General features: G+C 45.4%; 24 protein-coding genes and 1 riboswitch. Of the genes, 17 read left to right on the forward strand and 7 right to left on the reverse strand.

From position 1 onward, the window contains the following. The first annotated feature begins 357 nt into the window (after positions 1–357). The gene (locus M3193_RS13015) at positions 358–1770 is read left to right on the forward strand and encodes a YfcC family protein (protein ID WP_251628407.1); all 1413 of its coding nucleotides are present in this window, start codon (positions 358–360) and stop codon (positions 1768–1770) included. Positions 1771–1941: 171 nt separating this feature from the next. Here the strand turns inward: M3193_RS13015 and M3193_RS13020 are convergent, their stop codons facing one another. Together M3193_RS13020 and M3193_RS13025 are read right to left on the reverse strand one after the other, a co-directional pair. Then, positions 1942–3654: a transglutaminase domain-containing protein gene (locus M3193_RS13020; RefSeq protein WP_251628409.1), complete on the reverse strand. Its 1713-nt coding sequence runs from the start codon at positions 3652–3654 to the stop codon at positions 1942–1944. Positions 3655–3698: 44 nt separating this feature from the next. After that, positions 3699–3980, reverse strand: a complete 282-nt coding sequence (locus M3193_RS13025; protein ID WP_251628943.1) for a DUF2277 domain-containing protein — start codon at positions 3978–3980, stop codon at positions 3699–3701. Between the two features lie 148 nt (positions 3981–4128). Here M3193_RS13025 and M3193_RS13030 point away from each other — a divergent pair, with 148 nt between their 5' ends. Then, on the forward strand, positions 4129–5373 hold the full coding sequence (locus tag M3193_RS13030; protein ID WP_251628411.1) for a mechanosensitive ion channel family protein: 1245 nt from the start codon (positions 4129–4131) through the stop codon (positions 5371–5373). 249 nt (positions 5374–5622) lie between these two features. Here M3193_RS13030 and M3193_RS13035 read toward each other — a convergent pair whose 3' ends face one another. Then, a complete protein-coding gene (locus tag M3193_RS13035; RefSeq protein WP_251628413.1) occupies positions 5623–5883 on the reverse strand; it encodes a hypothetical protein in 261 nt (86 codons plus the stop codon). 570 nt (positions 5884–6453) lie between these two features. On the opposite strand from M3193_RS13035, the gene M3193_RS13040 reads away from it, so the two are divergent. Beyond that, positions 6454–6708, forward strand: a complete 255-nt coding sequence (locus M3193_RS13040; protein WP_251628414.1) for a hypothetical protein — start codon at positions 6454–6456, stop codon at positions 6706–6708. A 198-nt stretch (positions 6709–6906) separates the two neighbouring features. Here the strand turns inward: M3193_RS13040 and M3193_RS13045 are convergent, their stop codons facing one another. Together M3193_RS13045 and M3193_RS13050 are read right to left on the reverse strand one after the other, a co-directional pair. Next, positions 6907–7551, reverse strand: coding sequence for a DsbA family oxidoreductase (locus M3193_RS13045; protein WP_251628416.1), 645 nt, complete (start codon positions 7549–7551; stop codon positions 6907–6909). A 242-nt stretch (positions 7552–7793) separates the two neighbouring features. Beyond that, positions 7794–9782: a hypothetical protein gene (locus tag M3193_RS13050; protein ID WP_251628419.1), complete on the reverse strand. Its 1989-nt coding sequence runs from the start codon at positions 9780–9782 to the stop codon at positions 7794–7796. Positions 9783–10276: 494 nt separating this feature from the next. Further along, a riboswitch (TPP riboswitch) is annotated at positions 10277–10384 on the forward strand. A gap of 101 nt (positions 10385–10485) precedes the next feature. Between M3193_RS13050 and tenA the strand changes: the two genes are divergently transcribed. From tenA to M3193_RS13100, 10 genes are all read left to right on the forward strand, one after another. Then, on the forward strand, positions 10486–11169 hold the full coding sequence (tenA, locus tag M3193_RS13055; protein WP_251628421.1) for a thiaminase II: 684 nt from the start codon (positions 10486–10488) through the stop codon (positions 11167–11169). Then, positions 11170–11976, forward strand: a complete 807-nt coding sequence (thiM, locus tag M3193_RS13060) for a hydroxyethylthiazole kinase (protein WP_251628423.1) — start codon at positions 11170–11172, stop codon at positions 11974–11976. Beyond that, positions 11973–12812 carry a bifunctional hydroxymethylpyrimidine kinase/phosphomethylpyrimidine kinase gene (gene thiD, locus M3193_RS13065; protein WP_251628425.1) on the forward strand — a complete coding sequence of 280 codons (840 nt, stop codon included), beginning with the start codon at positions 11973–11975 and terminating at the stop codon, positions 12810–12812. The genes thiM and thiD overlap by 4 nt, the downstream gene beginning before the upstream one ends. Positions 12813–12831: 19 nt before the next feature. Continuing rightward, the gene (thiE, locus tag M3193_RS13070; protein WP_251628946.1) at positions 12832–13458 is read left to right on the forward strand and encodes a thiamine phosphate synthase; all 627 of its coding nucleotides are present in this window, start codon (positions 12832–12834) and stop codon (positions 13456–13458) included. Beyond that, positions 13455–13949, forward strand: a complete 495-nt coding sequence (gene thiW / locus M3193_RS13075; protein ID WP_251628427.1) for an energy coupling factor transporter S component ThiW — start codon at positions 13455–13457, stop codon at positions 13947–13949. Before thiE ends, thiW begins: the two co-directional genes overlap by 4 nt. Before the next feature lie 283 nt (positions 13950–14232). Beyond that, entirely contained in the window at positions 14233–15171 is a 939-nt protein-coding gene (locus tag M3193_RS13080) for an urea transporter (RefSeq protein WP_251628429.1), read from the forward strand. 97 nt (positions 15172–15268) lie between these two features. Continuing rightward, positions 15269–15484 carry a DUF5342 family protein gene (locus M3193_RS13085; RefSeq protein ID WP_251628436.1) on the forward strand — a complete coding sequence of 72 codons (216 nt, stop codon included), beginning with the start codon at positions 15269–15271 and terminating at the stop codon, positions 15482–15484. A 492-nt stretch (positions 15485–15976) separates the two neighbouring features. After that, the gene (ahpC, locus tag M3193_RS13090) at positions 15977–16546 is read left to right on the forward strand and encodes an alkyl hydroperoxide reductase subunit C (protein ID WP_251628437.1); all 570 of its coding nucleotides are present in this window, start codon (positions 15977–15979) and stop codon (positions 16544–16546) included. Positions 16547–16732: 186 nt separating this feature from the next. Further along, positions 16733–18262 carry an alkyl hydroperoxide reductase subunit F gene (gene ahpF, locus M3193_RS13095; RefSeq protein WP_251628439.1) on the forward strand — a complete coding sequence of 510 codons (1530 nt, stop codon included), beginning with the start codon at positions 16733–16735 and terminating at the stop codon, positions 18260–18262. A 210-nt stretch (positions 18263–18472) separates the two neighbouring features. Then, entirely contained in the window at positions 18473–19096 is a 624-nt protein-coding gene (locus M3193_RS13100) for a superoxide dismutase family protein (protein ID WP_251628442.1), read from the forward strand. 218 nt (positions 19097–19314) lie between these two features. Here the strand turns inward: M3193_RS13100 and M3193_RS13105 are convergent, their stop codons facing one another. Then, complete coding sequence (locus tag M3193_RS13105) at positions 19315–19872, reverse strand: hypothetical protein (RefSeq protein WP_251628444.1); 558 nt, start codon at positions 19870–19872, stop codon at positions 19315–19317. 180 nt (positions 19873–20052) lie between these two features. Here M3193_RS13105 and M3193_RS13110 point away from each other — a divergent pair, with 180 nt between their 5' ends. Continuing rightward, positions 20053–20586 (forward strand): GNAT family N-acetyltransferase, encoded by a 534-nt coding sequence (locus M3193_RS13110; protein WP_251628446.1) that lies wholly within the window; start codon positions 20053–20055, stop codon positions 20584–20586. A gap of 28 nt (positions 20587–20614) precedes the next feature. Next, complete coding sequence (locus M3193_RS13115; RefSeq protein ID WP_251628448.1) at positions 20615–21121, forward strand: DinB family protein; 507 nt, start codon at positions 20615–20617, stop codon at positions 21119–21121. Between the two features lie 135 nt (positions 21122–21256). On the opposite strand, the gene M3193_RS13120 is transcribed toward M3193_RS13115, so the two are convergent. Further along, positions 21257–21733 carry a pyridoxamine 5'-phosphate oxidase family protein gene (locus M3193_RS13120; RefSeq protein ID WP_251628450.1) on the reverse strand — a complete coding sequence of 159 codons (477 nt, stop codon included), beginning with the start codon at positions 21731–21733 and terminating at the stop codon, positions 21257–21259. 213 nt (positions 21734–21946) lie between these two features. Here M3193_RS13120 and M3193_RS13125 point away from each other — a divergent pair, with 213 nt between their 5' ends. Then, positions 21947–22549, forward strand: coding sequence for a phospholipid phosphatase (locus M3193_RS13125; protein ID WP_251628451.1), 603 nt, complete (start codon positions 21947–21949; stop codon positions 22547–22549). A 388-nt stretch (positions 22550–22937) separates the two neighbouring features. Then, a complete protein-coding gene (locus M3193_RS13130) occupies positions 22938–23213 on the forward strand; it encodes a VOC family protein (RefSeq protein ID WP_353056414.1) in 276 nt (91 codons plus the stop codon). The last annotated feature ends 425 nt before the right edge of the window (positions 23214–23638 follow it).

Consider the following 23638-nt stretch of genomic DNA (forward strand, 5'->3'; position numbering starts at 1 on the left):
GTGCCGAAAACACAAAAACAGGCTAATTTCCATGCTTTTCGTTACGAAAATTATTTGTCGGTGTACGGCAGTGTGAGACGCTGACTCTTTCGAATTTCTATAATCTGACGGGGTCTTTTTTTATACTTAAAATTGCATATCGGATAAATTAACGTAATTTTGTGGAATTCATGCACAAGTGTTTGTGCACTGTTGACAAATCGGTTTTTTTTGTTGGTTCACTTTAACAATGCAATTACATTTTATTGGCTACAAGGTCTAACGACTCTTACGTAAGAAGCTTGTATAATGAGGCTGAGCAATACTAGTAATTGATTAATAGTCTATATAACAAAACATAGAATTGGAGGTTTCAATATGTCAAAGGAAAATAGTAATAAAAAGAAGTTTCAACTTCCTCATATTTATGTCATTTTATTTACATTCAGTGCTCTCGCAGCCATTTCGACGTACTTTATTCCTGCAGGTCAGTTTGACCGTGTGCCTGGTCCCGACGGAAGAACAGCGATTGACCCGAACTCATTTACAGAAGTTGATGCTGCACCAATTGGCATAGCCGATTTCCTTACTGTTATTCCGAGGGGACTGATTGATGCCGGTGAAATTGTCTTTTTCACATTTATTATCGGTGGTATGTTTGCGGTTCTGAAAACGACGGGAATTATTGAAGTGGTCGTGGACAGGCTGGCCAACCGTTTTGCAAAAAACAGTATTCTGCTCATACCGATTTTAACGACTGTCTTTGCGATCGGGGCAACATTGATCGGAACTCCGGAACTATCGCTCGTTTACATTCCTGTGATCATGCCGTTAATTATTGCATTGGGGTATGATTCCATAGTGGCTGCGTCGATTGCTCTTGTCGGTACGGTAGTAGGGTTCACTACGGGAGTATTGAATCCGATTAACGTAGGATTATCGCAAAAGATTGTGGGGATCCCGGTGTTTTCAGGGTTGCCGCTGCGTTTAGCTCTGTTTATTGTTTGTATATCGGTGGGAATTTTCTTCATCATGCGTTATGCAAAAAAGGTGCAAAAAGATCCTTTGCACAGTTATGTGTATGAAGATGACCAAGAGAAAAGGGAACTATACAAGCAGAAAGATAAAATTGAAGCGAAGAGCATGAACACTAGACAAAAATATGCTTCCATTGCTGCGCTCCTCTTCCTTGGATTCCTAGTATATGGGGTGCTTCAGCACGGCTGGTTCATGGTAGAGATGGCAGGTTTATTTATCTTTATGGGGATTGCTGTCGGTTTAATTGCCGGACTGAATGCTACCCAGATTTCCAATGCTTTCACGGAAGGATTCCGAGATGTGCTTATGGGAGCGATTATTATTGGCCTTGCCCGGTCTGTCGCTGTTGTGCTTGAAGACGGACAAATTATGGATACGATCGTTTACAGCCTCGGTTCAATGGTGGGTGAGATGCCGTCTGTTCTCGGTGCAGTAGGGATGTATCTGGTCCAGTTGACCATTAATTTTATTATCCCGTCCGGAAGTGGACAGGCATTAGTCACGATGCCGATCATGGGGCCGCTATCAGATATGCTCGGCGTAACAAGACAGACAGCCGTACTGGCATTCCAGTTCGGAGACGGCTTTGCCCATATACTCTTCCCGACATCGGGTTACTTTATGGCTGCACTTGTAATTGCCGGCGTATCGTGGCAAAAATGGATTCGTTTCTATATGCCGCTATTCCTTGTGTTTTCAGCAATTGGAGTTGTCACATTAGTCATCGCTCAACTGATCCAATACACAGGCTGAATTGTGTGGGAATTGTGTGGGTGCCTGTGCAGCGCACAATTCAGATAATGCACTACAATTGCATAAAGTAAAACGAAGAAGCTGATCAAATAAGGATTTGATCAGCTTCTTTTTGCATTTATATAACGATTGTTGAATTGTCATAAATGTGTGCTGCACAGGCACCTCCCATTAATACTGGACGCCATGCCGGGAATGTGTCTTGAAGGCTTCTTCATTCGGCTCGAAATAGTCTTCTGTGTAGTTCGGTACGAATTCACCATTGGCGATGTGGCCTGCGCCCCATGTTGGGTCCATTGTGAGCCATTCGCCGTCGACTTTGACTTCGACCCAGGCGTGGCGGGACCAGTTGAAGCCCGCTCCGGCCGTTCCTGCTATATATCTTGCTTCCATGCCGGACGCGCGGAGCAAGGCGAGGGCGAGATACGTGTAGTCCTGGCAGATTCCTTTTTCAAGCTTCAGCACTTTTAACGCGCTATCATCCCATTCAAACTCGCTGTTTTTCTGTTTTTGTACGTCATAGGCAATTGACTTAGCCGTAAATTCATAGATGGCTTTCGCTTTCTCGCGATCTGACATATCTTCAGTTATGAGTTCTTTCACAATCGCAATGATTTCAGGGGCATCGGATTGAACTCCCCGTGATGGCAATCGATCACGTTGATCCTCCGTAGCTGTACTTTTTACTGTGAATTTGGCTACATCATAATAATAAAACTTTGCACTGTTTTTCTCTTTTATTTTCGGAACACTAACGGTAACGTCATAGGTTCCCGGTCCGAAGCGCAAATAGAACTCATCGTCGAATTTATAATTATCGACAGGTATGACGGATAGCGCCTCGTCTCCATCTTTTTTCGTCGTAATATATAGATGTGTCGTCTCTTTTGCAAATGGGGCGTCTTTGTCGATATTGCCTTTAATGCGATACGTTAAATTGGTTTCTTCGCCGCCGGCCGTTGGATAGGTGAGATTAACGCCTCGTTCCTCATATGTCGTCATGTACTTGATTGGTTCAGTGACAAGGTCGGATTCATTGTCGATATAGAGAATCGTTCCCTCTTGAAAATAATTGTTTCTCTCCTCGTCAGGTACGTAGACTTTTAGTTGATGGACGCCTTTTCCATAAAATAAAGGGACATCATACGCGAATTTGCCGTTTTTAACAGTTATCACATGCTTCCATGTTTCTCCGTCTTTTTTGAGTTCTAGCATCACTTGTTCGTTTGGTCCTTTAATGGAAGGGATTTCCCCTTTGAGTGTGAACATCTCGTTTTCATTCACATATCCGCTAGCCGGTGCCTCAATTGTCAATCCAGCTTCCTGGGCAAAGGGGGTGTATGTTAGGTCCCTCTGGATCGCAGGGTTGACGTTGAAGACAGTGAATTTTGCAAGGTCATAGTAATAATTTTTCTGTTTCGTACTCGGGAGCATCACAGTAACTTGGTATTCTCCCTCTCCATTAAACAACCTTACGTCCTGTTTGAATTTCCCATCCTGGATAGGTGCATAGTATTCCATCGAGTCAGTGGAAAGCGCTTCTCCAGAAAACCTGATTTTGATCCATACATAGTCTTCTTGTAATTGGTCGTGATTTTCAACCGTACCCTCAACTGTGACGATTTCATCCACTGCGAAGTTTGTGTGGGCCGGTTCAAGTAAGGTAGCACCAACTTCTTCGCTATAGGCTGTCAATTCTAAAGGTTCCATTTCGAGTTCAGCGTTTTTCTTTTCCACTGCCGCTTTATAATCATCCTTCTGCTTTTGTGGCTGCTCGGTCTTAGGCTGGGTCTCTTTGATAGGAGCAGAATCGTTTGTGCATGCGCCTAATAAAACTAGGCATAACAATGAAACAATCTGGATATGTATTTTTTTCATAGACATCGAATTCCCCCTTGGAATTAGTTGATCTTCATTTTCCGTAGTTCCTACTCCTGATTTTCCAATCCAAATCTATTTGCATTACGGGCCCGTGCCCGTTCAGCTTCAATTTCCCGATTACGAGGTTCGGCATTCGTTACCAATGTGTTGAGTAATTTTTGTGTAGCGATCACGACTTCCTCAACAGCTAGATTAATCGCATCCTCGTTTGCCTTCGATGGCTTGCTGTAACCAGAAACCTTCCGCACATACTGGAGCGAAGCGGAATGAATTTCATCCATAGTAGCCGGAGGGCAAAAATTAAACAGTGTTTTAATGTTTCGGCACATATCATTTACCTCATTTGTTGGTATTTTCTCGATTGTATCATATTCCAATAAATCGTATTGGTTCCTGTATGAGTAGAAGGCTGAAGAAAGAGGAGACCTCTTGATTCTGGTATAATGGGAAGCAGACTATGCAAAGTGGAGGAGACAAATGAATTTTATTCGTAATCGGCTATTAGGTTACGGAGTGGATGAAACCTTGGTTGACCCGCTGTCCTTTGTCATCCTGGTTGCTGTCATCACGCTCCTTTGCATCATCGCGAATTTCATTACGAAACATTTGATTATCCGATTCATCGCTCATATTGTGAAAAAGCATAAAATCCAGTGGGGCAGTATTCTGTTGGAACGGAAAGTGCTTCGCAGATTATCCCATTTTGTGCCTGCACTCATCATTTATTATTTCGCTGCAACTTTTCCGACGTATCAAAAGATCATCGAAACGTTGGCGCTGACGTATATTATGATTGTTGCTTTTAGTGTTATCAATCGACTATTAAGCGTGTTCAATGATATTTATCAGACGTATGAGATAGCAAAAACGAAGCCGATCAAGGGATACGTGCAAGTTGCTAAAATTACTGTTGTAGTTGTTGGTGCCATTTTGGTGACTGCCAATCTGATGGGGGAAAGTCCGATTATCCTACTGAGTGGGATTGGTGCTCTTTCTGCAGTGTTTATGTTGGTTTTTAAGGATTCCTTATTAGGATTAGTGGCGGGAATCCAGTTGTCGGCAACCGAAATGGTTCGAATGGGTGATTGGATTGAAGTGCCGAATTATGGCGCAAACGGGGATATCATCGATATTTCCTTGAATACGGTGGCGGTGCGGAACTTCGATCAGACGGTGACGATGATTCCGAGCTATGCGCTCATTTCGGATCATTTCATTAACTGGCGCGGAATGCAGGAATCCGGCGGCAGGCGAATCAAGCGTGCGTTGTATATCGATATGTCCAGTATCCAGTTTTGCACGAAGGACATGATTGAGCAGTATAAACAGATTCATTATCTCTCGGAGTATATTGTTGAACGGGAACGAGAGATTGAGGAGTACAATGTTTCAAACAAGATTGATCGGAATAATCATGTGAACGGAAGGGCCATGACGAATATCGGGGTCTTCCGGGCATACATTAATGAATACCTTCGACGCCATCCAGGCATCCATCAGGAAAAGACATTGATGGTGCGGCAACTGGCACCGGGGGAGCATGGACTGCCAATTGAAATTTACGCCTTTGCGAATAGTGTTAAATGGACCGTCTATGAAACTGTACAAGCTGATATTTTCGATCATCTTTTTGCCGTTGCAGGTGAATTTGGACTCCGCGTGTTTCAAAATCCGACGGGCAGTGATTTAAAAGCACTGAGCCATGAAATGATAGGCGAGTGAATTGTTTGGGAATTGTTTGGGTGCCTGTGCAGCGAACAATTCGGATAATACACTACAATTGCATAAAATAAATGAAGAAGCCGACCATATCAACATTTGGTCGGCTTCTTTCTGCATTATTATAAATTTCGTTGAATTGTCATAAATGTGTGGTGCACAGGCACCGAGAAGGACAAAGGGAAGACTGGTTTTTTGGGAGGCTATTCATTATATGTAAACATGGGTTATCGTCTATATAGTTTTATTTGCCTAGCATAATCTACTAGGAGTCTTTGAAAAGGGGGGGTAAATATGAGAAATACAGATAGCGGGCAAGAGCGTCGCCACGAGCATCGGCACGAGCATCGGCATGAGCATCGGCATGAGCATCGGCAGGAGCATCGGCAGGAGCATCGCCACGAGCATCGGCAGGAGCATCGGCATGAGCATCGCCACGAGCACCGCCACGAGCGTCGCCACGAGCATCACCATGAGCATATTCATCACCATCACATTCCGCACGTTCAACATGTAGGCCATCCAACAGGGCACCATATGGGACACCACATTATGGAACACCGCGATATGGGACACCCACAAATGATTCAAAATGTAAACTTGTTCCTTGAAGATCATAACGAGATGGTTCAACGTTTAAATTTATTTCCGGTAGGTTATCACCAAATGGTTCAACCTATAAATTTCTACCCTGAAGGTCATCACCAAATGGTTCAACCTATAAATTTTTTCCCTGAAAGTCATCACGGATGCCACTGCGGTCACATGAAGAATTTTGGAGGATTCAAGTGTTGAAATCAGACTTGCACTCAATTCGCATGTTTGGGTGCCTGTATAGCACACTATTCGGATAATACACTATAACTGCATAAAGTAAATGAAGAATCCTACCAAATCAATACTTGGTCGGATTCTTTCTGGCATGTATATAACTTTTATTGAATTGTCATAAATGTTTGGTTCACAGGCATCGAAAAGAAAGCCTGAAGATATTGGAAAGACTCTATGTAAGCATAGGGGATAGTCTAGGTTCCTTCATTACTTCCGCATAACCTAAAGGGAAGTTGAAAAGGGGGTAGTAAAATGAGAAATCAAGAGGAATTCCGTCACGGGCATGAACAGCATCGACATGAGCACCGGCATGTTCACCATCACCACCACGTTCATCACATGTCTCATCATGCAGGACACCATATGGGGCATCACCACATGGGACACCACAACATGGGACACCACCACCATATGGTCCAGCCGGTAAACTTTTTCCCAGCAGGTCATAATTTTAACCAATTCGATCACATGAGACATAATCAATTTGGAGGATTCAACCGTTTTTGAATTGAGACGTGCTCTAAATAGGTTCGTAAATATAGAATAAAGCCCTTCGGTGCCTGTGCATAACACTTTTCAGATTATACACTACAATTGCATAAAATACAGAAAGAAGCCGATCAAATAAACGTTCGATCGGCTTCTTTCTGTATTTATATAACTTTTATTGAATTGTCATAAATGTGTGGTGCACAGGCACCGAAGTTAACAGCCATCAATACCGCACGCCATACCTTCGGGGAAGTCGGGCGTTTGTTTGCGGATCTCCTGATCGATGATTTGTTCAAGTGTTTCCTTGGAATGAATGCCTGCAAACTTCGTGTTGCCAATGACAAAAGTTGGCACCGAAGTGATATTTACTTCTTCGTATGCGTGTCGAAGTGCTTCTTGATGGACTTCTTTGTATTTTCTCGTTTCTAATGCTTCGCGGTATTCTTTTTCATCTAATCCGAGTTCACCGGCTAACCGGGTCAACACGTCGATTTTGCCAATGTCTTGTTCTTCCTGGAAGAAAGCCCGGAGCATCCGATCATTGTATTCAATGCCTTTGCCTTTTTCCTTGGCATATTGATAACCTTCGAATGCCAAGTGCGTATATGGTTGAGGGGATACTTTTGGAAGGACGATATGAACGCCCAACCGTTCAGCCATCGGATAGACGCCCTGTTTCCATGTATTCTGCAAATAATGACCCTCGGGCTTTAAGGTTTCATTTGGATACGGACGCAACTCAAACGGCATCCATTCAACTTCCACGTCTTTTCCTTGGATTGCGTCTAGTAACGGTTTTTCCGCGAGTAGACAAAATGGACATACATAATCGGAATATACCTTTATTTTTACTGTCATCGTTACGACCTCCTTATTCCCTGTGGGGATATACAATTTCAGCTTACCATAAAGATATTTGGCTTTCTCCGAATGCAGCTTGCGCATGAATAAAGCCCTTGAAAACTCCAATTAGAGTTTACAAGGGCTTTATTGTTTATCAAAATTTAATTTGATTAACCGTAAGGCATACGGTTCAGTGCAGGGAATGATACCATTTCCTGTTGTGTATTTACATATTCAGTTGTATTTTTGTTGCTATCTTACTTTTTAAGCAATCCGAAGAATGAGCTGTAAGCTGTGACAACTTGGTTGTAATATCCGACTAGCTTGTCCCAAACCGTTGTTTTAACAGCATCTGTAGCTGGTTGCTCAGTAACTACTTCGTCTTCAACTACGTCTTCGCCTTCAACTACGTCTTCACCTTCAACAGCGTCTTCACCTTCAACAGCGTCTTCACCTTCAACAGCGTCGTCGCCTTCAACTACGTCTTCGCCTTCAACAGCGTCTTCGCCTTCAACAGCGTCTTCGCCTTCAACAGCGTCATCGCCTTCAACAGCGTCGTCGCCTTCAACAGCGTCATCGCCTTCAACAGCGTCATCGCCTTCAACAGCGTCATCGCCTTCAACAGCGTCATCGCCTTCAACAGCGTCTTCGCCTTCAACTACATCTTCACCTTCAACAGCGTCATCGCCTTCAACAGCGTCATCGCCTTCAACAGCGTCATCGCCTTCAACAGCGTCGTCGCCTTCAACTACGTCTTCACCTTCAACAGCATCTTCACCTTCAACAGCGTCATCGCCTTCAACAGCGTCGTCGCCTTCAACAGCGTCATCGCCTTCAACAGCGTCGTCGCCAGCAGGTAATTCTACTACATCTTCGACTTCAGCAGGTAATTCTGCCTCTTCACCTGGCAAGACAATTCCGAGGTGATCTTGGATTGCAAGGTTGTAGTAATCAAGTAAACTTACATAATTTTGTAAGATAGATTTATACTCATTTATTTGCTCATCTGTTATAATTGAATCGGCTTGGTCAGTTGACGTTGTATCTTCATTGATATTCTCGTCAGCTGGCTTTTCTGTTTCTTCAGCATCTTCTTCAACTGGTGCGTCTGTAGCATCATCTTCATTTACAGGTGCTTCATTAGAGTCTTCTTCGTCAGCTGGAGTTTCTTCAGCCGGAGCTTCTTCGTCAGCTGGAGTTTCTTCAGCCGGAGCTTCTTCGTCAGCTGGAGTTTCTTCAACTACGTCTTCGTCAGCCGGAGTTTCTTCAACTACCTCTTCATCAGCAGGTGTTTCAGCGTCTACTTCTTCCTCAGCCGGTACTTCAGCATCTGCTTCTTCGTCAGCAGGTGTTTCAGCATCTGCTTCTTCGTCAGCAGGTACTTCAGCGTCTACTTCTTCCTCAGCCGGTACTTCAGCATCTGCTTCTTCGTCAGCAGGTGTTTCAGCATCTGCTTCTTCGTCAGCAGGTACTTCAGCATCTGCTTCTTCGTCAGCAGGTGTTTCAGCATCTGCTTCTTCATCAGCAGGTGTTTCAGCGTCTACTTCTTCCTCAGCCGGTACTTCAGCATCTGCTTCTTCGTCAGCCGGTACTTCAGCGTCTACTTCTTCATCAGCCGGTACTTCAGCATCTGCTTCTTCGTCAGCCGGTACTTCAGCATCTGCTTCTTCGTCAGCAGGTACTTCAGCATCTGCTTCTTCGTCAGCCGGTACTTCAGTGTCTACTTCTTCATCAGCCGGTACTTCAGCATCTGCTTCTTCGTCAGCAGGTACTTCAGCGTCTACTTCTTCATCAGCAGGTACTTCAGCGTCTACTTCTTCATCAGCAGGTACTTCAGCGTCTACTTCTTCATCAGCAGGTACTTCAGCATCTACGTCTTCGTCAGCTGGTGCGTCTGTATCTTCTTCATTTACAGGTGCATCTGTATCTTCGTCTTCGTTATTAGGTGTGTCTGTGCCATCTTCATCTGTTGTATCATCCGAATCATCTTCACCTGGTTCTGCAGCTACAAAGTTTTTATTAGCAATTGTGCGCATGAATTGTCCTTTTTCAGGTGAACCCGGAATGCTTTTTGCATAATAGGAAACTTTTTCACCATGGTTTTTGAACTCTTTTTCACCATTTTCAGCTGCTAAAGCTGAACCACCAGCTCCAAAAATAGCTGCAGTTAGCATTGATGTCGACATGACAAACGGTAAAATTTTCTTTTTCGTGTTCTTCTCATTACGATTCATTTCATTAACCAAGAATGATCAAACTCCCTTTTTAAAAATTTTTTTACCCAACTACCAGATCAGTGAAGCGAAATAACACTCAGTTTAGTAAGTTGTTACGTTCATCCGCCTCCTTCTCAAGATTAGAGCGCTTTTTTACTATCCACCGTAACGTTTCACTTGGATAGTTTTGCAGTGCCTCATCTGCACATTACCAACAATACCAAAAGTAAATAACAGTGGTGTAACAACCAAATAACATATATTCGTGGAAATATTAACCTCTGTAACAATGAAAAATGCATTAATACACCAAAAAGAGGATGAACACTAATCGATTCGTCCCTCATAACCCATTTATTGCCAATTAATTAAATGCGGCAATCATGCTCTCCGTAGCCCTCCCATTACTTTATTAACACGAATAATGAATGGTCTGAATGGTCTAAAGTTATTTGTTACTAAGTATTACATAGACCTTGCAGTGCTAGTAATCTATGTTATAGTGTAGTAGAAAACTGAAAAGAGTTAACCACTGGGGGAGTCTTTGTGAAAGACTGAGACGTGTATTGATATGCGGACCCTTCGAACCTGATCTGGCTCATACCAGCGTAGGGAAGTGGGTCGCACGTCTTCCAAAGGTTATCTTACGCCGATATGCGAGCCGCTTCTTCAACGATTGTGTTGAGTGAAGCGGCTTTTTTGGTTTTCCAAAACTTGTAGAGGAGTGGTTGGAATGACGTTTTGTGAAGAGGTACGCAAAGAATGCAACGATGTGTGGGAGGCGAGCTTCCGTCATCCGTTCATCGCTGCGCTTGCTGACGGGACTTTGCCGGAAGATGTGTTCAAGCAGTATGTCCTGCAAGACTCGTACTATCTAAAGCATTTTGCGAAAGTGCATGCAATGGCGGCCGTGCAGGCTACGGATTTATTGACGGTGCAGCGGTTTGCGCAGCATGCGGATGGAACATGCGGTGCGGAGATTTCATTGCATGAAGGCTTCTTCGGAATGCTGGGGGTTACGGATGAAGACATTCAGAACTTTGAGCCCGCGCCGACAGCGTATGCGTACACATCGCATTTATACCGGGCAGCGTTGGAGGGGGACCTGGCCGCGACGTTGTCCGCATTGCTGCCATGTTATTGGTTATATTACGAAATCGGCGAACGATTGAAGGGTGCAAAACCGGATCACCCGATTTACGACAAATGGATTGCTACGTACAGTTCCGAATGGTTCGAACAGGCAACCCATGAACAGATCGACCGTTTGAATAAATTGACGGAAAGTCTTTCGGATAAAAGGCGCGAACAATTGAAAGCCCATTTCATAAAAAGCGTCCATTATGAATTGCAGTTTTGGGATATGGCATGGACGCAGCAATCATGGTCTCTTGAAACAAGCGAGGTGCATGTATAAATGGCTCAACCTTCATTGCTGCAAGAGCTGCGTACGCAAAACCCGTTAGTCCATTGCATCACCAATATTGTCGTCGCAAACTTTCAAGCGAACGGCCTGCTGGCATTGGGCGCTTCTCCGATCATGGCGGATGCTATCGAGGAGGCGGCGGAAGTAGCCGCCGTTTCCTCCTGTACATTGCTAAACATCGGGACGCTGGATCCTTCAGCTGTTGAATCAATGATCGCTGCCGGAAAAGTTTCTTCTATTAAAGGGCGCCCACTCGTATTGGATCCGGTCGGAGCTGGGGCGACCGCTTTCCGAAAACAGACGGTTACGAGACTTCTGGAGGAATTGGACATTACGCTCATCCGCGGAAATGCCGGTGAGATTGCGTCGATTGCGGGCGTTGAATGGGAAGCGAAAGGGGTCGATGCAGGGGCTGGCTCGGCAAATATTGAGGAGGCGGCGAGAGACGTGGCCCGCCGACATCATTGCCTAGTCGCTGTTACCGGTGAGACTGACATCGTGACGGATGGTGATAGAATTATCCGCATTACAGGAGGGCATCCGCTCATGAGTAAAATCACGGGAATGGGCTGCCTGTTAAGCGCAGTTTCCGCCGCTTTCCTGTCTGTTGGTACGAGTTCCCCGATTGACGCAGTTGCTTACAGTCTCGCCTTTTACAAACGAGCGGGTGAATTGGCAGCTGAACTAGCTTCCGGTCCAGGGGATTTTGCGGTTTATTTCCTAAACGCACTACATCAAATGGACGACGAAGCAATCGATATCGATAAATTCATTATTGAAGAGGGGGTTGCCAAATGACTTTTGTTGCGCTCACGATTGCCGGTTCCGACAGTGGCGGCGGGGCAGGGATCCAGGCAGATCTGAAGACTTTCCAAGAGCTCGGCACGTTCGGCACATCTGCATTGACGGCAATTACTGCACAGAATACGCTTGGCGTTCATGCGGTTCAACCGATTGAGACGGACATCGTCATGGCGCAGATTGATGCAGTGGTGAATGATTTCACGGTTGGCGCTGCGAAAACGGGAATGCTCTTTTCAGCGGAAATTATCGAGGCGGTCGCTGAAACATTGAGCCGTCATGAAAGGATCCCTTTGGTAGTCGATCCCGTAATGATTGCGAAAGGCGGCGAATCTCTTCTTCAGGAGGCAGCGATTGAGGCCTTGAAAGAGCGTCTCATTCCAGTAGCGGCTCTTCTGACGCCCAATATACCTGAAGCGGAAGTGTTGACGGGGATATCGATTGTGTCATTGAAGGATATGGAGAATGCCGCGAATCAATTGCTTCAAATGGGAGCGGGGGCTGTTCTGCTGAAAGGGGGGCATCGCGTGGATACCCCTGACGCGGAAGATTTATTCTTGTCCGCGGATGGCGAGTGTTTTCTATTAAGGAGCAAGCGGATCAAAACAAAAGATACACATGGCACGGGCTGTACATTTGCTGCTGCCATTACGGCGGAGCTAGCGAAAGGTGCACCGTTGCGTGACGCGGTCGTTACCGCAAAACATTTTATCCATGCGGCGATTGAAGATGGGCTCTATCTCGGGAATGGACACGGGCCGACAAACCATGCGGCATTACGGAATCGGGGCAATGTGGAAGGGAAGGATGTTGAATTGATTGGAAAACGTTGATGTTACGCTGTATTTCATTATGGGATCGACGAATGCCGAGAAGCCGCTGTCCGTTCTGGAGGATGCGTTAAAAGGCGGGATCACTTGCTACCAGTTGCGGGAGAAGGGGGCGCATGCTCTCGTTGGAACGGAAAAGAAAGCATTTGCTGTGAGCTGTCAACGGCTGTGTGCGCAATATGGAGTACCGTTCATCGTTAATGATGATGTGGATCTTGCTGTTGAGATTGACGCGGACGGTGTCCATGTTGGCCAGGACGATGTTGAGGCGCGATTCGTCCGAAAAAGAATTGGAACTGAAAAGATTTTGGGCGTTTCCGTTCATACAGTTGAGGAAGCGACGAAGGCAATTGCGGATGGGGCGGATTATGTCGGCATGGGGCCTGTCTACCCGACGATGACGAAAGCTGATGCGAAGCCGGTTGCGGGTACAGCTGTAATCGAGGAAGTTACGAAGGTGTATCCTTGCTTGCCTATTGTCGGAATCGGGGGCATTACGGCAGAAAATGCCGAGCCTGTCTTCCGGGCAGGGGCGAGCGGAATATCCGTCATTTCAGCGATTGCTTCATCTGCTGATCCTGAACTTGCGGCGAGGCGGTTGGCGGAAGTGTCATTGAAATGGAGCCGGGAAAGGGAGTTGCTGCGGTGAGTACGCGGAAGCTTGTTCTGATGACCGTATTTACGGCGATTGCGGTGGCGGGATCTGCATTCGTCTCGTTTCCTGCGGGGATAGCTCGCGCTTACCCGATCCAGCACGCGGTCAATGTCATCGCAGCGATTCTGCTTGGACCGGTTCCTGCCGTCGTCATTGCCTTCATGGCAGGTTTGGTTCGGATATTGACAGGCACGGGATCACTGCTCGCCTTTCCGGGAGGAATGATTGGCGCGGCGCTTGCAGGGCTGTTCTATAAGCAGTCGGGGAAGGCGTGGATGGCGGCACTCGGGGAAATCATCGGTACAGGGGTCATTGCATCGCTCTTCGCGGTTCCGTATGCAGCTGTGCTGATGGGAACAACCGTCACCGCCTTCTTCTTCATGCCGCCATTCCTCGTCTCTAGCGTAAGCGGGGCGGTCATAGGGGTCGTCGTTGCGGTACGGCTGGAGGCAATGCCAGTGGGCAGAAGAATCCGGAGTTATTAGAATTGTTTTGGAGTTGTTTTGGTGCCTGTGCAACACACAATTCAGACTATGCACTACAATTGCATGAAATAAAAGGAGAAGCCGACCAAATCAAGATTTGGTCGGCTTCTATCTGGATTTATATTCTTTTTGTTGAATTGTCATAAATGTGTGTTGCACAGGCACCCACACAATTGGCACCCACACAATTTAGAAGTTAGTAGTAAAAGCCAATGCTCTTGTGAATACTATGTTTTGTTTTAGGGTAAATGAACAAAATAAGGATAAAGAGGGGAGCGTCGGTATGGGTAGTGTCGGAACTGAAGGAAGCGAAAAGAGATTTCCTCATCTTATGGCAACGATGAAAGGTATCTCCCAAGTGCTTCTCATCGAGAATTGGGTGACAGGTCTACTTATTTTGGCTGCGATCTCGATTACCTCCCTACAGCTTGGTTTGATCGCATTCCTTTCAGCGGCAATCGGCACGGTTTTTGGCTCGGTTGGCGGTGGGAATCCGTCGAGTGTTGAACGGGGGCTGTATGGATATAATCCGATGTTGACAGGCATGGCGCTCTTTCTGTATTTGGAAGGGCCGGCAAGTTGGCTGGTCGCTATATTCGGAGCGGTCATTGCGGCTGCGTTCACCGCATCTGTTATGAGGTTTCTGCAGCCTGCCGGTATGCCGACATTGACATTTCCGTATATCGTGACAACATGGCTGATCATGTTGTCGTCGTATAGATTTGAAACATTCGGATTGACGGAAGAGGTAGTGCCGCAGAGTTTATCGCACTGGAAGTTGGAGAGCGCCGGCGAGATTCATTGGTCCAGTGCTTTTCTAGATGGGGCCGGGCAGATTTTCTTTCTGCAAGGCATCGCTGCGGGCTTGCTGCTCTTTTTAGGAATTTTTATTGCGAATAGGAGGATGGGGGTTTATGCGCTCGCTGGGAATTTCATTGGAATGTTTACAGCCTACATACTTGGCGGCGAACATACACTCATTGATGCAGGGCTCTACGGCTATAATGCCATCTTGACGGCACTCGCTGTCGGAGTTGTTTTCCAGGCGGGGGGAACTCGGATTTCAGTATTCAGTGCAGTGATCGCGAGCGTTTTAACGGTTGTCATTATAGGCAGTGTCGATACCATACTGTTACCGTATGGATTACCGGCCTTGACAATGCCGTTCGCTTTGAGCACTTCAATTTTTATAGGTGCAAGGATGATGATGAGAAATGCTTAACAGGGCCTTGTTCCCATTTTCGTTTTTTGTGGATGAAGTAGTGTTGTTCCTCGCAGAGCGGGTATGTGGGTAATGAAGGACGATGGAGGAGGAGAGTGTGTTGGAACATATTCAAGTAAAGGAAATGTTTAAAGGGCAAGTTCACGAACATGTAAAATTCAGTGTGACCATTGACGGCAACGATTATCAAGGCTTGTATAATGAAGGAGAAATTAATTGGTTCCGTCCGCATCCTAGAGAACAATTGGCAGATCATCATGTCGAAAAGATCGAAGCGAAAGCCCACGAAAAGATACAGGAGTTCAAGGACTGATAGAGCACAGTACAATTAGATGAATTGTTTGGGAATTGTTTGGGTGCCTGTGCAGCACACAATTCAGATAATGCACTACAGTTGCATAAATTAATTGGAGAAGCCAACCAAATCAATATTTGGTTGGCTTCTATCTGTATTAATATGAATATTGTTGAATTGTCATAAATGTGTGCTGCACAGGCACCGTAGAAAGGCCCGATAACATTTTCAAGTAATTGAGAATCAAAGGATTGAAATAAAATGATGCTTCTTTGGAATGAAGAAGTGGTTGACGAGGATGAATAATTGATACGAAAGCTGGTATGTAAGGGTTTGTGGGAGAAGTAAGTGTATCTGTTGACAAACTTCGACATCTATATGATAATGAGTATGTAATTAGAATTATTATAGTTAAGCGGTTGAGAACATAACATAATTCTTACTGCGGTTTAGGTTTTAATGAAATAACCTAGACTAACTATGAAAAATCACACTAGGAGGAATTTTTTTATGTCACTTATCGGAAAAGAAATACTACCATTTAAAGCGCAAGCTTACCATAGCGGTACAGGTGAGTTCATCGAGGTAACTGATGAGAATCTAAAAGGGAAATGGAGCATTGTATGCTTCTACCCAGCAGACTTCACGTTTGTTTGCCCGACTGAACTTGGAGACCTTCAAGATCAATACGCAACTCTAAAAGAGCTTGGCGCTGAAGTTTATTCCGTTTCTACGGACACGCACTTCACGCATAAAGCTTGGCACGATCACTCCGAGACAATCAGCAAGCTTGAGTACATCATGATCGGTGACCCTTCACAAACGATCTCACGCAACTTCGATGTATTGGACGAGGAGTCCGGTCTAGCGGATCGCGGTACGTTCATCATCGATCCAGACGGCGTTGTTCAAACAGTTGAAATCAATGCTGGCGGAATCGGCCGCGACGCAAGCACGCTTGTCGACAAAATCAAAGCTGCACAATATGTACGCAACAATCCAGGCGAAGTTTGCCCGGCAAAATGGAAAGAGGGCGAAGAAACCCTTAAACCTAGCCTTGACCTTGTAGGTAAAATTTAATTTTACGATAGCAGGAAAATCGGGAGCGGCCCCCTTCCTTTCGGGGAAAGGGGCTCCCTTTATATTATAAAAGTTTTCGGCTGATGTCTTAGATGTTGCATCGAATCATCAATTTTATCGATGCAACATCTAAGGCAATCATGCCGAGTTTTCTATGTGAAAAATACAAGTTAAGGAGTAGATTACATGATTTTAGATGCAGATATAAAACAACAATTAGCCCAATATCTAGAGTTGATGGAAGGCGATGTACTACTTAAAGTGAGTGTTGGGGAAGATAAGGTGTCTCGTGAAATGGCGGAACTTGTGGATGAACTGGCGACAATGTCATCTCGCATTAAAGTGGAGCATGCGGACTTGGAAAGAACGCCGAGCTTCAGCGTCAACCGCATCGGGGAGGATACAGGTGTTACTTTTGCAGGCATTCCTCTTGGGCATGAATTCACATCATTGGTTCTTGCTTTATTGCAAGTGAGCGGCAGAGCTCCAAAAGTGGATCAAAAAGTGATTGATCAAGTGAAAAACATTAAGGACGAGCTCCACTTTGAATCGTATATCAGTTTGAGCTGTCAAAACTGTCCTGAAGTTGTACAGGCACTGAACCTCATGAGCGTGTTGAACCCGAACATTACGCACACGATGATCGACGGCGCGGCGTTTAAAGAAGAAGTGGAGAGCAAAAATATCCTTGCTGTCCCGACGGTATACCTCAATGGTGAACCGTTCACGAACGGCCGTAAGACGATCGAAGAGATCCTTGCTGAACTTGGAAGCGGCCCTGATGCATCTGAGTTTGCTGATAAAGATCCGTATGACGTGCTTGTTGTCGGCGGCGGTCCGGCGGGTGCGAGTGCGGCGATTTACGCGGCTCGTAAAGGGATCCGCACAGGAATTGTTGCGGAGCGCTTCGGCGGTCAGATTTTGGATACGGCTGCAATCGAGAACTTCATTAGCGTAAATCGCACGGAAGGTCCTAAACTAGCTGCTAGCCTTGAAGAGCACGTGAAAGAGTATAATATCGATGTGATGAACTTGGTGCGTGCGAAGCGTTTGGAGAAGAAAGACCTTATTGAGATCGAATTGGAAAACGGTGCTGTTCTTAAGAGTAAATCCGTCATCCTTTCAACGGGTGCTCGCTGGCGTAATATTGGTGTTCCTGGCGAGGCGGAATTCAGGAATAAAGGCGTTGCATATTGCCCTCACTGTGACGGTCCTTTATTCGAAGGAAAAGATGTTGCGGTCGTCGGCGGCGGGAACTCCGGTGTCGAGGCGGCGATTGACCTTGCTGGGATCGTCAACCATGTGACTGTGCTTGAATTCAACGACGAGTTGAAAGCCGATGACGTCTTGCAAAAGCGTCTGCACAGCTTGCCGAATGTCACTGTCGTTACAAATGCCCAAACGAAAGAGATTACTGGTACGGATAAAGTGAACGGTATCACTTACGTTGACCGTGAATCAGGCGAAGAAAAGCATGTTGAACTAGCCGGCGTATTCGTCCAGATTGGTCTTGTCCCGAATACAGACTGGTTGGGTGACGTGGTTGAGCGCAATAGATTCGGCGAAATCCTCGTCGACAAGCGCGGCGCAACGAACGTTCCTGGCGTATTCGCTGCGGGAGACTGCACGGATAGCCCGTTCAAGCAGATCATCATTTCCATGGGTTCAGGCGCGACGGCTTCGTTAGGTGCGTTTGACTATCTCGTCCGGAATTAAGTAAGGAATATCAATAGACTGAAGAGGAACAGGCCATTCGTATGGACCTGTTCTTTTTTCATGTGTTGAGTGGGAATTCCTGCTTGGTTTGTTGTCAATAAACACCAATTTGAGTGGTCGGTAAGGGCTCTTTTTCCTGATTTTCGTTTATTGCACGGAAAAGAGTGAATTGTATAGATGTCAATACTTTACTGGAGGGAGCGTGTGGACATGAGAAAGTTGTTATGGATCACGATGATTCTCACCTGTGCTTTTATTTTCGCAGCATGCGCCGATGGGAAGGATGACTCGGCCGCTACGGGAACAGAAGGTGCAAAGGACGGTGCGGTCAATAAGGAGAATACGACCGATCCGGCTGAATTGGATTTAGTCGAAGACGATAAATTGCCGTCCCTTACTGTCAACCTGATGGATGGCAACGGAAAACCGGTGGGAACGGCAGAATTGACCGAGGAAGAGGACGCATTGAGGATTATGGTGGAAGCAGAGAATTTGCCTGAAGGCACTCACGGTTTTCATTTCCACGAAAAAGGGGTATGTGAAGCGCCTGACTTTGAATCGGCAGGCGGGCATTTCAATCCGACGGGTGCAAGCCATGGACTCGACCATGAAGAAGGACCGCATGCCGGTGACTTGCCGAACCTTGAAGTTGGTCCCGATGGAACTGTGAAGGAAGAATTCTTTGTTGAAAACCTGACACTATTAGCTGGAGAGGAAAACTCACTATACCATGAAGGCGGTACATCCCTGATCATCCATGCGGAAGCTGATGATGGGAAAACCCAGCCATCCGGCAACTCCGGTGACCGCATCGCATGTGGCGTAGTGGAATAAAGTCTACGTAAACTTTTAGTCGGTATTTTTCAGAATATTTCCGGTGACTGTGCAGCACACTATTCAGACAATGCACTACAATTGCATAAAATAAAACGAGAAGCCAACGTTATCAAGATTTCGTTGGCTTCTTTCTGTATTTATATTAGTTTTATTGAATTGTCATAAATGTGTGTTGCACAGGCACCAATAAGGGGACACCACTGAGAGGGCGCCGCTTAGAGAATTGGTTTGATTTTGCGGAGGATGAAGAGGCTGAGTTCCGTCCAGATCAGGCTGTAGAGCAGGGAGAAGGTGAAGATCAGGAGCAAGGTGAGCGGGTTGATAGTAGACGAGACGGTTGGGCCGAGTACAGGAAAGCCTAGTGTGTATAGGGGAATGCAGATGCCGATCGTTAATAGAAGACCGTTTGTCAGGATTACTTCTAAACGCTTATTCAGTTTTCGGAGCGTCCATCCTAACCCAAGGCCGAGTAATCCGGTTGTGAAAGGGAAGACGATCAATTCGCTTGGCTGCATTATGACCAACAAGAGAATCGTGACAGTGTAAGCGAAGACGGCGGAGCGCAAGGATAGTAAGCCGGCGATCATGATTGGGACAGTGGCAAAGGGGCTGATGGCAAACCCGATTGGGGGCAGCAATCCGCCGGCTGATTGCAGAATGGCCGTGAGTGCAGCCATTAATGCCAAGAACAGCAGCTTTTTTGTCGGATGCCATCGATTGAGAATCCGGTGGATATAATGCGGATGCGACGGAAGTGTTTTTGTGTAATGCATGGTCTCTCTCCTTTAGTAAGCAAGCCTTTCTCTATGGTATTGAAAACGGCTGATTTCCGTGCGGGTTTTGGGTACCGGAAATCTGAACGTAATAATTGGGAAAATTATGTTATTCTATATAAAAGCGGTCTAGCCACTTTTTACAAGAGTTGTTATTGCTATTGAAAAGGAGCGGATATCATGACATTTCCCGAATTACAAACAGACCGACTTCATCTTGTAGAGGTCACAATGGAGCATGCCCAAGGGATATTCGAGAATTTTTCAAATCCAGCGGTCCTCCAATATTATGGAATGGATCCGATGACTGAATTGGCGCAGGCGGAAAAGCTGGTAGAGCATTTTAGGAATTCCTTTTTAACAAGTCACAGCATTCGATGGGCGATGATTCAGAAGGAGGACAACCGTTTTGCTGGTACGATCGGCTTGAATAACCTCTCGAAAGGAATGAAACGGGCGGAAGTTGGTTTTGAGATCCACCCGGACTTTTGGCGAACCGGAATGACATCGGAGGCATTGAAGAGTGTATTGGACTATTCTTTCTCAGAGTTGGGTCTGCATCGATTGGGAGCTGTGACATTCTTGGACAATGTGGCTTCCATTAATTTATTAAAAAAGCATGGATTTGTACAAGAGGGAATCCTTCGTAGCTATCTTTTCCAAAACGGGCAATCGCATGATGCGCGGGTGTTTTCGGTTTTGAAAAATCAATGAGGGTGCCAATTAGAAGGGAGGAGGAAGTTTGAAAACGTTTTTTGCGTACAATTGGCAAGTGAGAGAGGATTGGTATCACTGGTGTGAAGAGGTGGAGGAGGCTGAGCTGCTCCGAAAACGGACTGGTGGAGTAGGGAGTATTTTAGAGACATTGTTCCACATTATCGATGTGGAGTGGAGTTGGATCCGAATGTTGCAAGGCAAACCGGATTTACAGGAGAATTTTGAAGAGTTTAGGAGTCTGGCGAAAGTCCGGGAGCTCGATGCGCGGTTCAAGCCGGAAGTGGAGGCGTTTGTCGGGGATTGGGAGGAGAGCATGGAGCTTAACTTGCTGCAAGATACGATGTCTGATGGCCGAATTGAAAAAGATGCCTGGGGCGAGATCATGCGGCATATTATTGCACATGAAATTCATCATATTGGGCAGCTGTCCGTGTGGGCGAGGGAGATTGGGAAGAAGCCGGTTTCCGCTAACGTGATCGGTCGGGGGCTGATTCCGCATACTATAAGGGAAAATGAAAAACATTTGTCTTAAGAAAATTAATTTCATCCCTATCCCAGTTACAACTTTTACAGAAAAAAGAAGTCAACCAGAACAATAGTTGGTTGACTTCTTTCTATACAAAACTAAAAGCTATGTGGGCATCGATTCAAATGCCCATTTATGCTGTTAGTCATTCAATTCTATCGTCTCATTGATGTCTGTCGACTCTGTACTTTTTCCTGTCATGCGTTTGTAGAAGAAAGCGATTTTCTTTGTGAAATTTCCAGTTTCCCAATATTCGACTGCTTCTGCTTTTACCTTTATCAAAATTATAGTAGGGTCATTGTAAGAGGTCTGCATTATTTTCTCATATGCTTTGCTCCATAATTCCTTTTTCTTGTTTAGATCCTCAACGACTTCCGCTCTTCCGCGTACGGAAACATAGGATTTTCCTGCGTATGCCACATTAACATCTTGCTCATGTAAAATTTCTTTGTATTTATTTGTCTCTTTTTTAGTGAAAAACCATAAGTCTCCGTCAAATTCCACTTCTTGTGTTTTCATAGGACGGGAAACAAGCCCTTCTTCAGACAGCGTCGTTAGCATTGCTGTATCAACGTCTTTGATTAACTCTCTTACTGTTTCTATTTCTTCTTGTTTCATTCCATCACCTCATTAATGTTATAGAAATACAATACCCTTTGCAGGAACTATTTATTCCTGTATGGGGAATCATGGTAAAAGCGGAAAGAGGTTAACAATACAATCCGGAGGGAAAAACAAATTACAAAAAGAAAGGAGCCGTGTATGGATCAGATATTTTACATGATTTTTACCTTCGTTTATCTTGCTTTACTCATTTGGGGCTTAAAAGGTATGAATGCAGGAGAGTTCAGCAAATGGACGAGTGTGGTCTACTTAGTCGCTATCGCCTTACTTTACGACAACGGAATTTTAGCTACCGGTCACTGGATTGGAGAAGGAGCATTACTAGAAAAATTAAATGCAGCAAGATTTTGGATTCATGCCATCGTTACACCATTATTAGTGATCTTCTCTATCGGAACATTACGCGAGATCGGCGTTACGTGGGCAATGAATACGTGGGTAACCGTTCTTTCCGTCCTCTACACCATAGCCGCGATTCTAATCGAAATCGTATTTGTAACCGCAGACCTTCAGCTACAAGTTGAAAAAGAATATGGGGTTGTCAGTTATTCATCCGCAGAACCGCAAAGTGGACCGCCGATTATGATTCTATTGATCACGTTTGCTATGCTCCTTGTCAGCGGGGTGCTGTGGAAGAAAACAGGATGGGCCGTGTTTTTCTTAGGCGTGGTACTTATGACAATCGGCGGTGCTGTCCCGTTTAATGTTGGAAGCAATGCCATTACCAACTTGTTTGAACTGATAGTGTTGGCATCGCTGGTATGGACAAAGCGGAGGCTTATTCAGGGAGAGTTGTATGTGAAGAGATGATGATTTGAATTAAGATCCATATCGGTGCCTGTGCAGCAAACAAATCAGTTTATTAACTACAATTGAATAAAATAAATGAGTAAGCCAACCGAATCAAATGGTTATTGATTTATTTCTGTATTTTTATCACTAGCAATGAATTGTCATAAATGTGTGATACACAGGCACCGACAAAGCGGTTGGAGTCTTGTCCAATGTGCAAGGGTGGGATTCTTTTTGCACATATGTACCGTCTAAGCATGCTGTCATCGCGTGAAAAAGAGCAGCACTCTAAGTAGCGGACAACGGGTATAGATTAAATTCCAAACAAGAAGGAAAGTTTAAATAAACATTCAATTTATATAGAGGTGAGTGATTACTGCATTTCTATATCAGGAGGTTGTTAGGTATGTCGAGAGAATTATGGTTGAACCTGCCAGTGCATGATCCAGTACGGGCAAAGGCGTTTTATACCCAGCTAGGTTTTCGGTTGAATGAGCAGTATATGAGTCAAGACGGCTCATTCAGCTTGATCATCGGAGACAATCACGTTGTTTTGATGCTCTTCCCGGAATCTAAGTTCCGCGATTTTGCGGGTAATGCTGTTGCGGATTCGGAGCAGGGCACTGAAGTGTTATTCTCTCTGGGGGCGAACTCTAGGGATGAAGTGGATGAGTTCGCCTAGAAAGTTGAACGTGCTGGCGGTACTGTTTTCAGCAAGCCGGGCGAAAAGGGTGGCTGGATGTACGGCTGCGGTTTTGCCGATCCCGACGGTCATCGGTGGAACCTGTTGTATATGGATATGAGCAAAATGCCGCAAGTTTGAAAACCGGATTCACCATTTCGTGACGAGTATTCAAACAGAAAATCAAATAAAGGTACTTAACCGCCTTTTTTAGTAAAGGGTAGGGGTAGGATAACAGGCAACAGCATCTATAAATCTTGGGTCGATACCGTAGAATTGCCAGAAAGCACCGTTCCACCTATATCCAGATACTTCTCCAGATTCCACACGCGTAGGGTAAAACCAAAACTGTCTGCCATTTGTAAGCCATACATAAGTGTTTTGATATAGACAGTCGATGATATAGGACACAGAAGGTTTTGGTG

This window comes from Sporosarcina luteola, from assembly GCF_023715585.1.
GTDB classification, from domain to species: Bacteria; Bacillota; Bacilli; order Bacillales_A; family Planococcaceae; genus Sporosarcina; species Sporosarcina luteola_D.

What these genes read in the sequence shown, in the direction of transcription:
- M3193_RS13015 (WP_251628407.1), top strand. Translation starts at nt 358, where the DNA reads ATGTCAAAGGAAAATAGTAATAAAAAGAAGTTTCAACTTCCTCATATT.
- M3193_RS13020 (WP_251628409.1), bottom strand. Translation starts at nt 3,654, where the DNA reads ATGTCTATGAAAAAAATACATATCCAGATTGTTTCATTGTTATGCCTA.
- M3193_RS13025 (WP_251628943.1), bottom strand. Translation starts at nt 3,980, where the DNA reads ATGTGCCGAAACATTAAAACACTGTTTAATTTTTGCCCTCCGGCTACT.
- M3193_RS13030 (WP_251628411.1), top strand. Translation starts at nt 4,129, where the DNA reads ATGAATTTTATTCGTAATCGGCTATTAGGTTACGGAGTGGATGAAACC.
- M3193_RS13035 (WP_251628413.1), bottom strand. Translation starts at nt 5,883, where the DNA reads ATGTTGAACGTGCGGAATGTGATGGTGATGAATATGCTCATGGTGATG.
- M3193_RS13040 (WP_251628414.1), top strand. Translation starts at nt 6,454, where the DNA reads ATGAGAAATCAAGAGGAATTCCGTCACGGGCATGAACAGCATCGACAT.
- M3193_RS13045 (WP_251628416.1), bottom strand. Translation starts at nt 7,551, where the DNA reads ATGACAGTAAAAATAAAGGTATATTCCGATTATGTATGTCCATTTTGT.
- tenA (WP_251628421.1), top strand. Translation starts at nt 10,486, where the DNA reads ATGACGTTTTGTGAAGAGGTACGCAAAGAATGCAACGATGTGTGGGAG.
- thiM (WP_251628423.1), top strand. Translation starts at nt 11,170, where the DNA reads ATGGCTCAACCTTCATTGCTGCAAGAGCTGCGTACGCAAAACCCGTTA.
- thiD (WP_251628425.1), top strand. Translation starts at nt 11,973, where the DNA reads ATGACTTTTGTTGCGCTCACGATTGCCGGTTCCGACAGTGGCGGCGGG.
- thiE (WP_251628946.1), top strand. Translation starts at nt 12,832, where the DNA reads ATGGGATCGACGAATGCCGAGAAGCCGCTGTCCGTTCTGGAGGATGCG.
- M3193_RS13080 (WP_251628429.1), top strand. Translation starts at nt 14,233, where the DNA reads ATGGGTAGTGTCGGAACTGAAGGAAGCGAAAAGAGATTTCCTCATCTT.
- ahpC (WP_251628437.1), top strand. Translation starts at nt 15,977, where the DNA reads ATGTCACTTATCGGAAAAGAAATACTACCATTTAAAGCGCAAGCTTAC.
- ahpF (WP_251628439.1), top strand. Translation starts at nt 16,733, where the DNA reads ATGATTTTAGATGCAGATATAAAACAACAATTAGCCCAATATCTAGAG.
- M3193_RS13100 (WP_251628442.1), top strand. Translation starts at nt 18,473, where the DNA reads ATGAGAAAGTTGTTATGGATCACGATGATTCTCACCTGTGCTTTTATT.
- M3193_RS13105 (WP_251628444.1), bottom strand. Translation starts at nt 19,872, where the DNA reads ATGCATTACACAAAAACACTTCCGTCGCATCCGCATTATATCCACCGG.
- M3193_RS13110 (WP_251628446.1), top strand. Translation starts at nt 20,053, where the DNA reads ATGACATTTCCCGAATTACAAACAGACCGACTTCATCTTGTAGAGGTC.
- M3193_RS13120 (WP_251628450.1), bottom strand. Translation starts at nt 21,733, where the DNA reads ATGAAACAAGAAGAAATAGAAACAGTAAGAGAGTTAATCAAAGACGTT.
- M3193_RS13125 (WP_251628451.1), top strand. Translation starts at nt 21,947, where the DNA reads ATGAATGCAGGAGAGTTCAGCAAATGGACGAGTGTGGTCTACTTAGTC.
- M3193_RS13130 (WP_353056414.1), top strand. Translation starts at nt 22,938, where the DNA reads ATGTCGAGAGAATTATGGTTGAACCTGCCAGTGCATGATCCAGTACGG.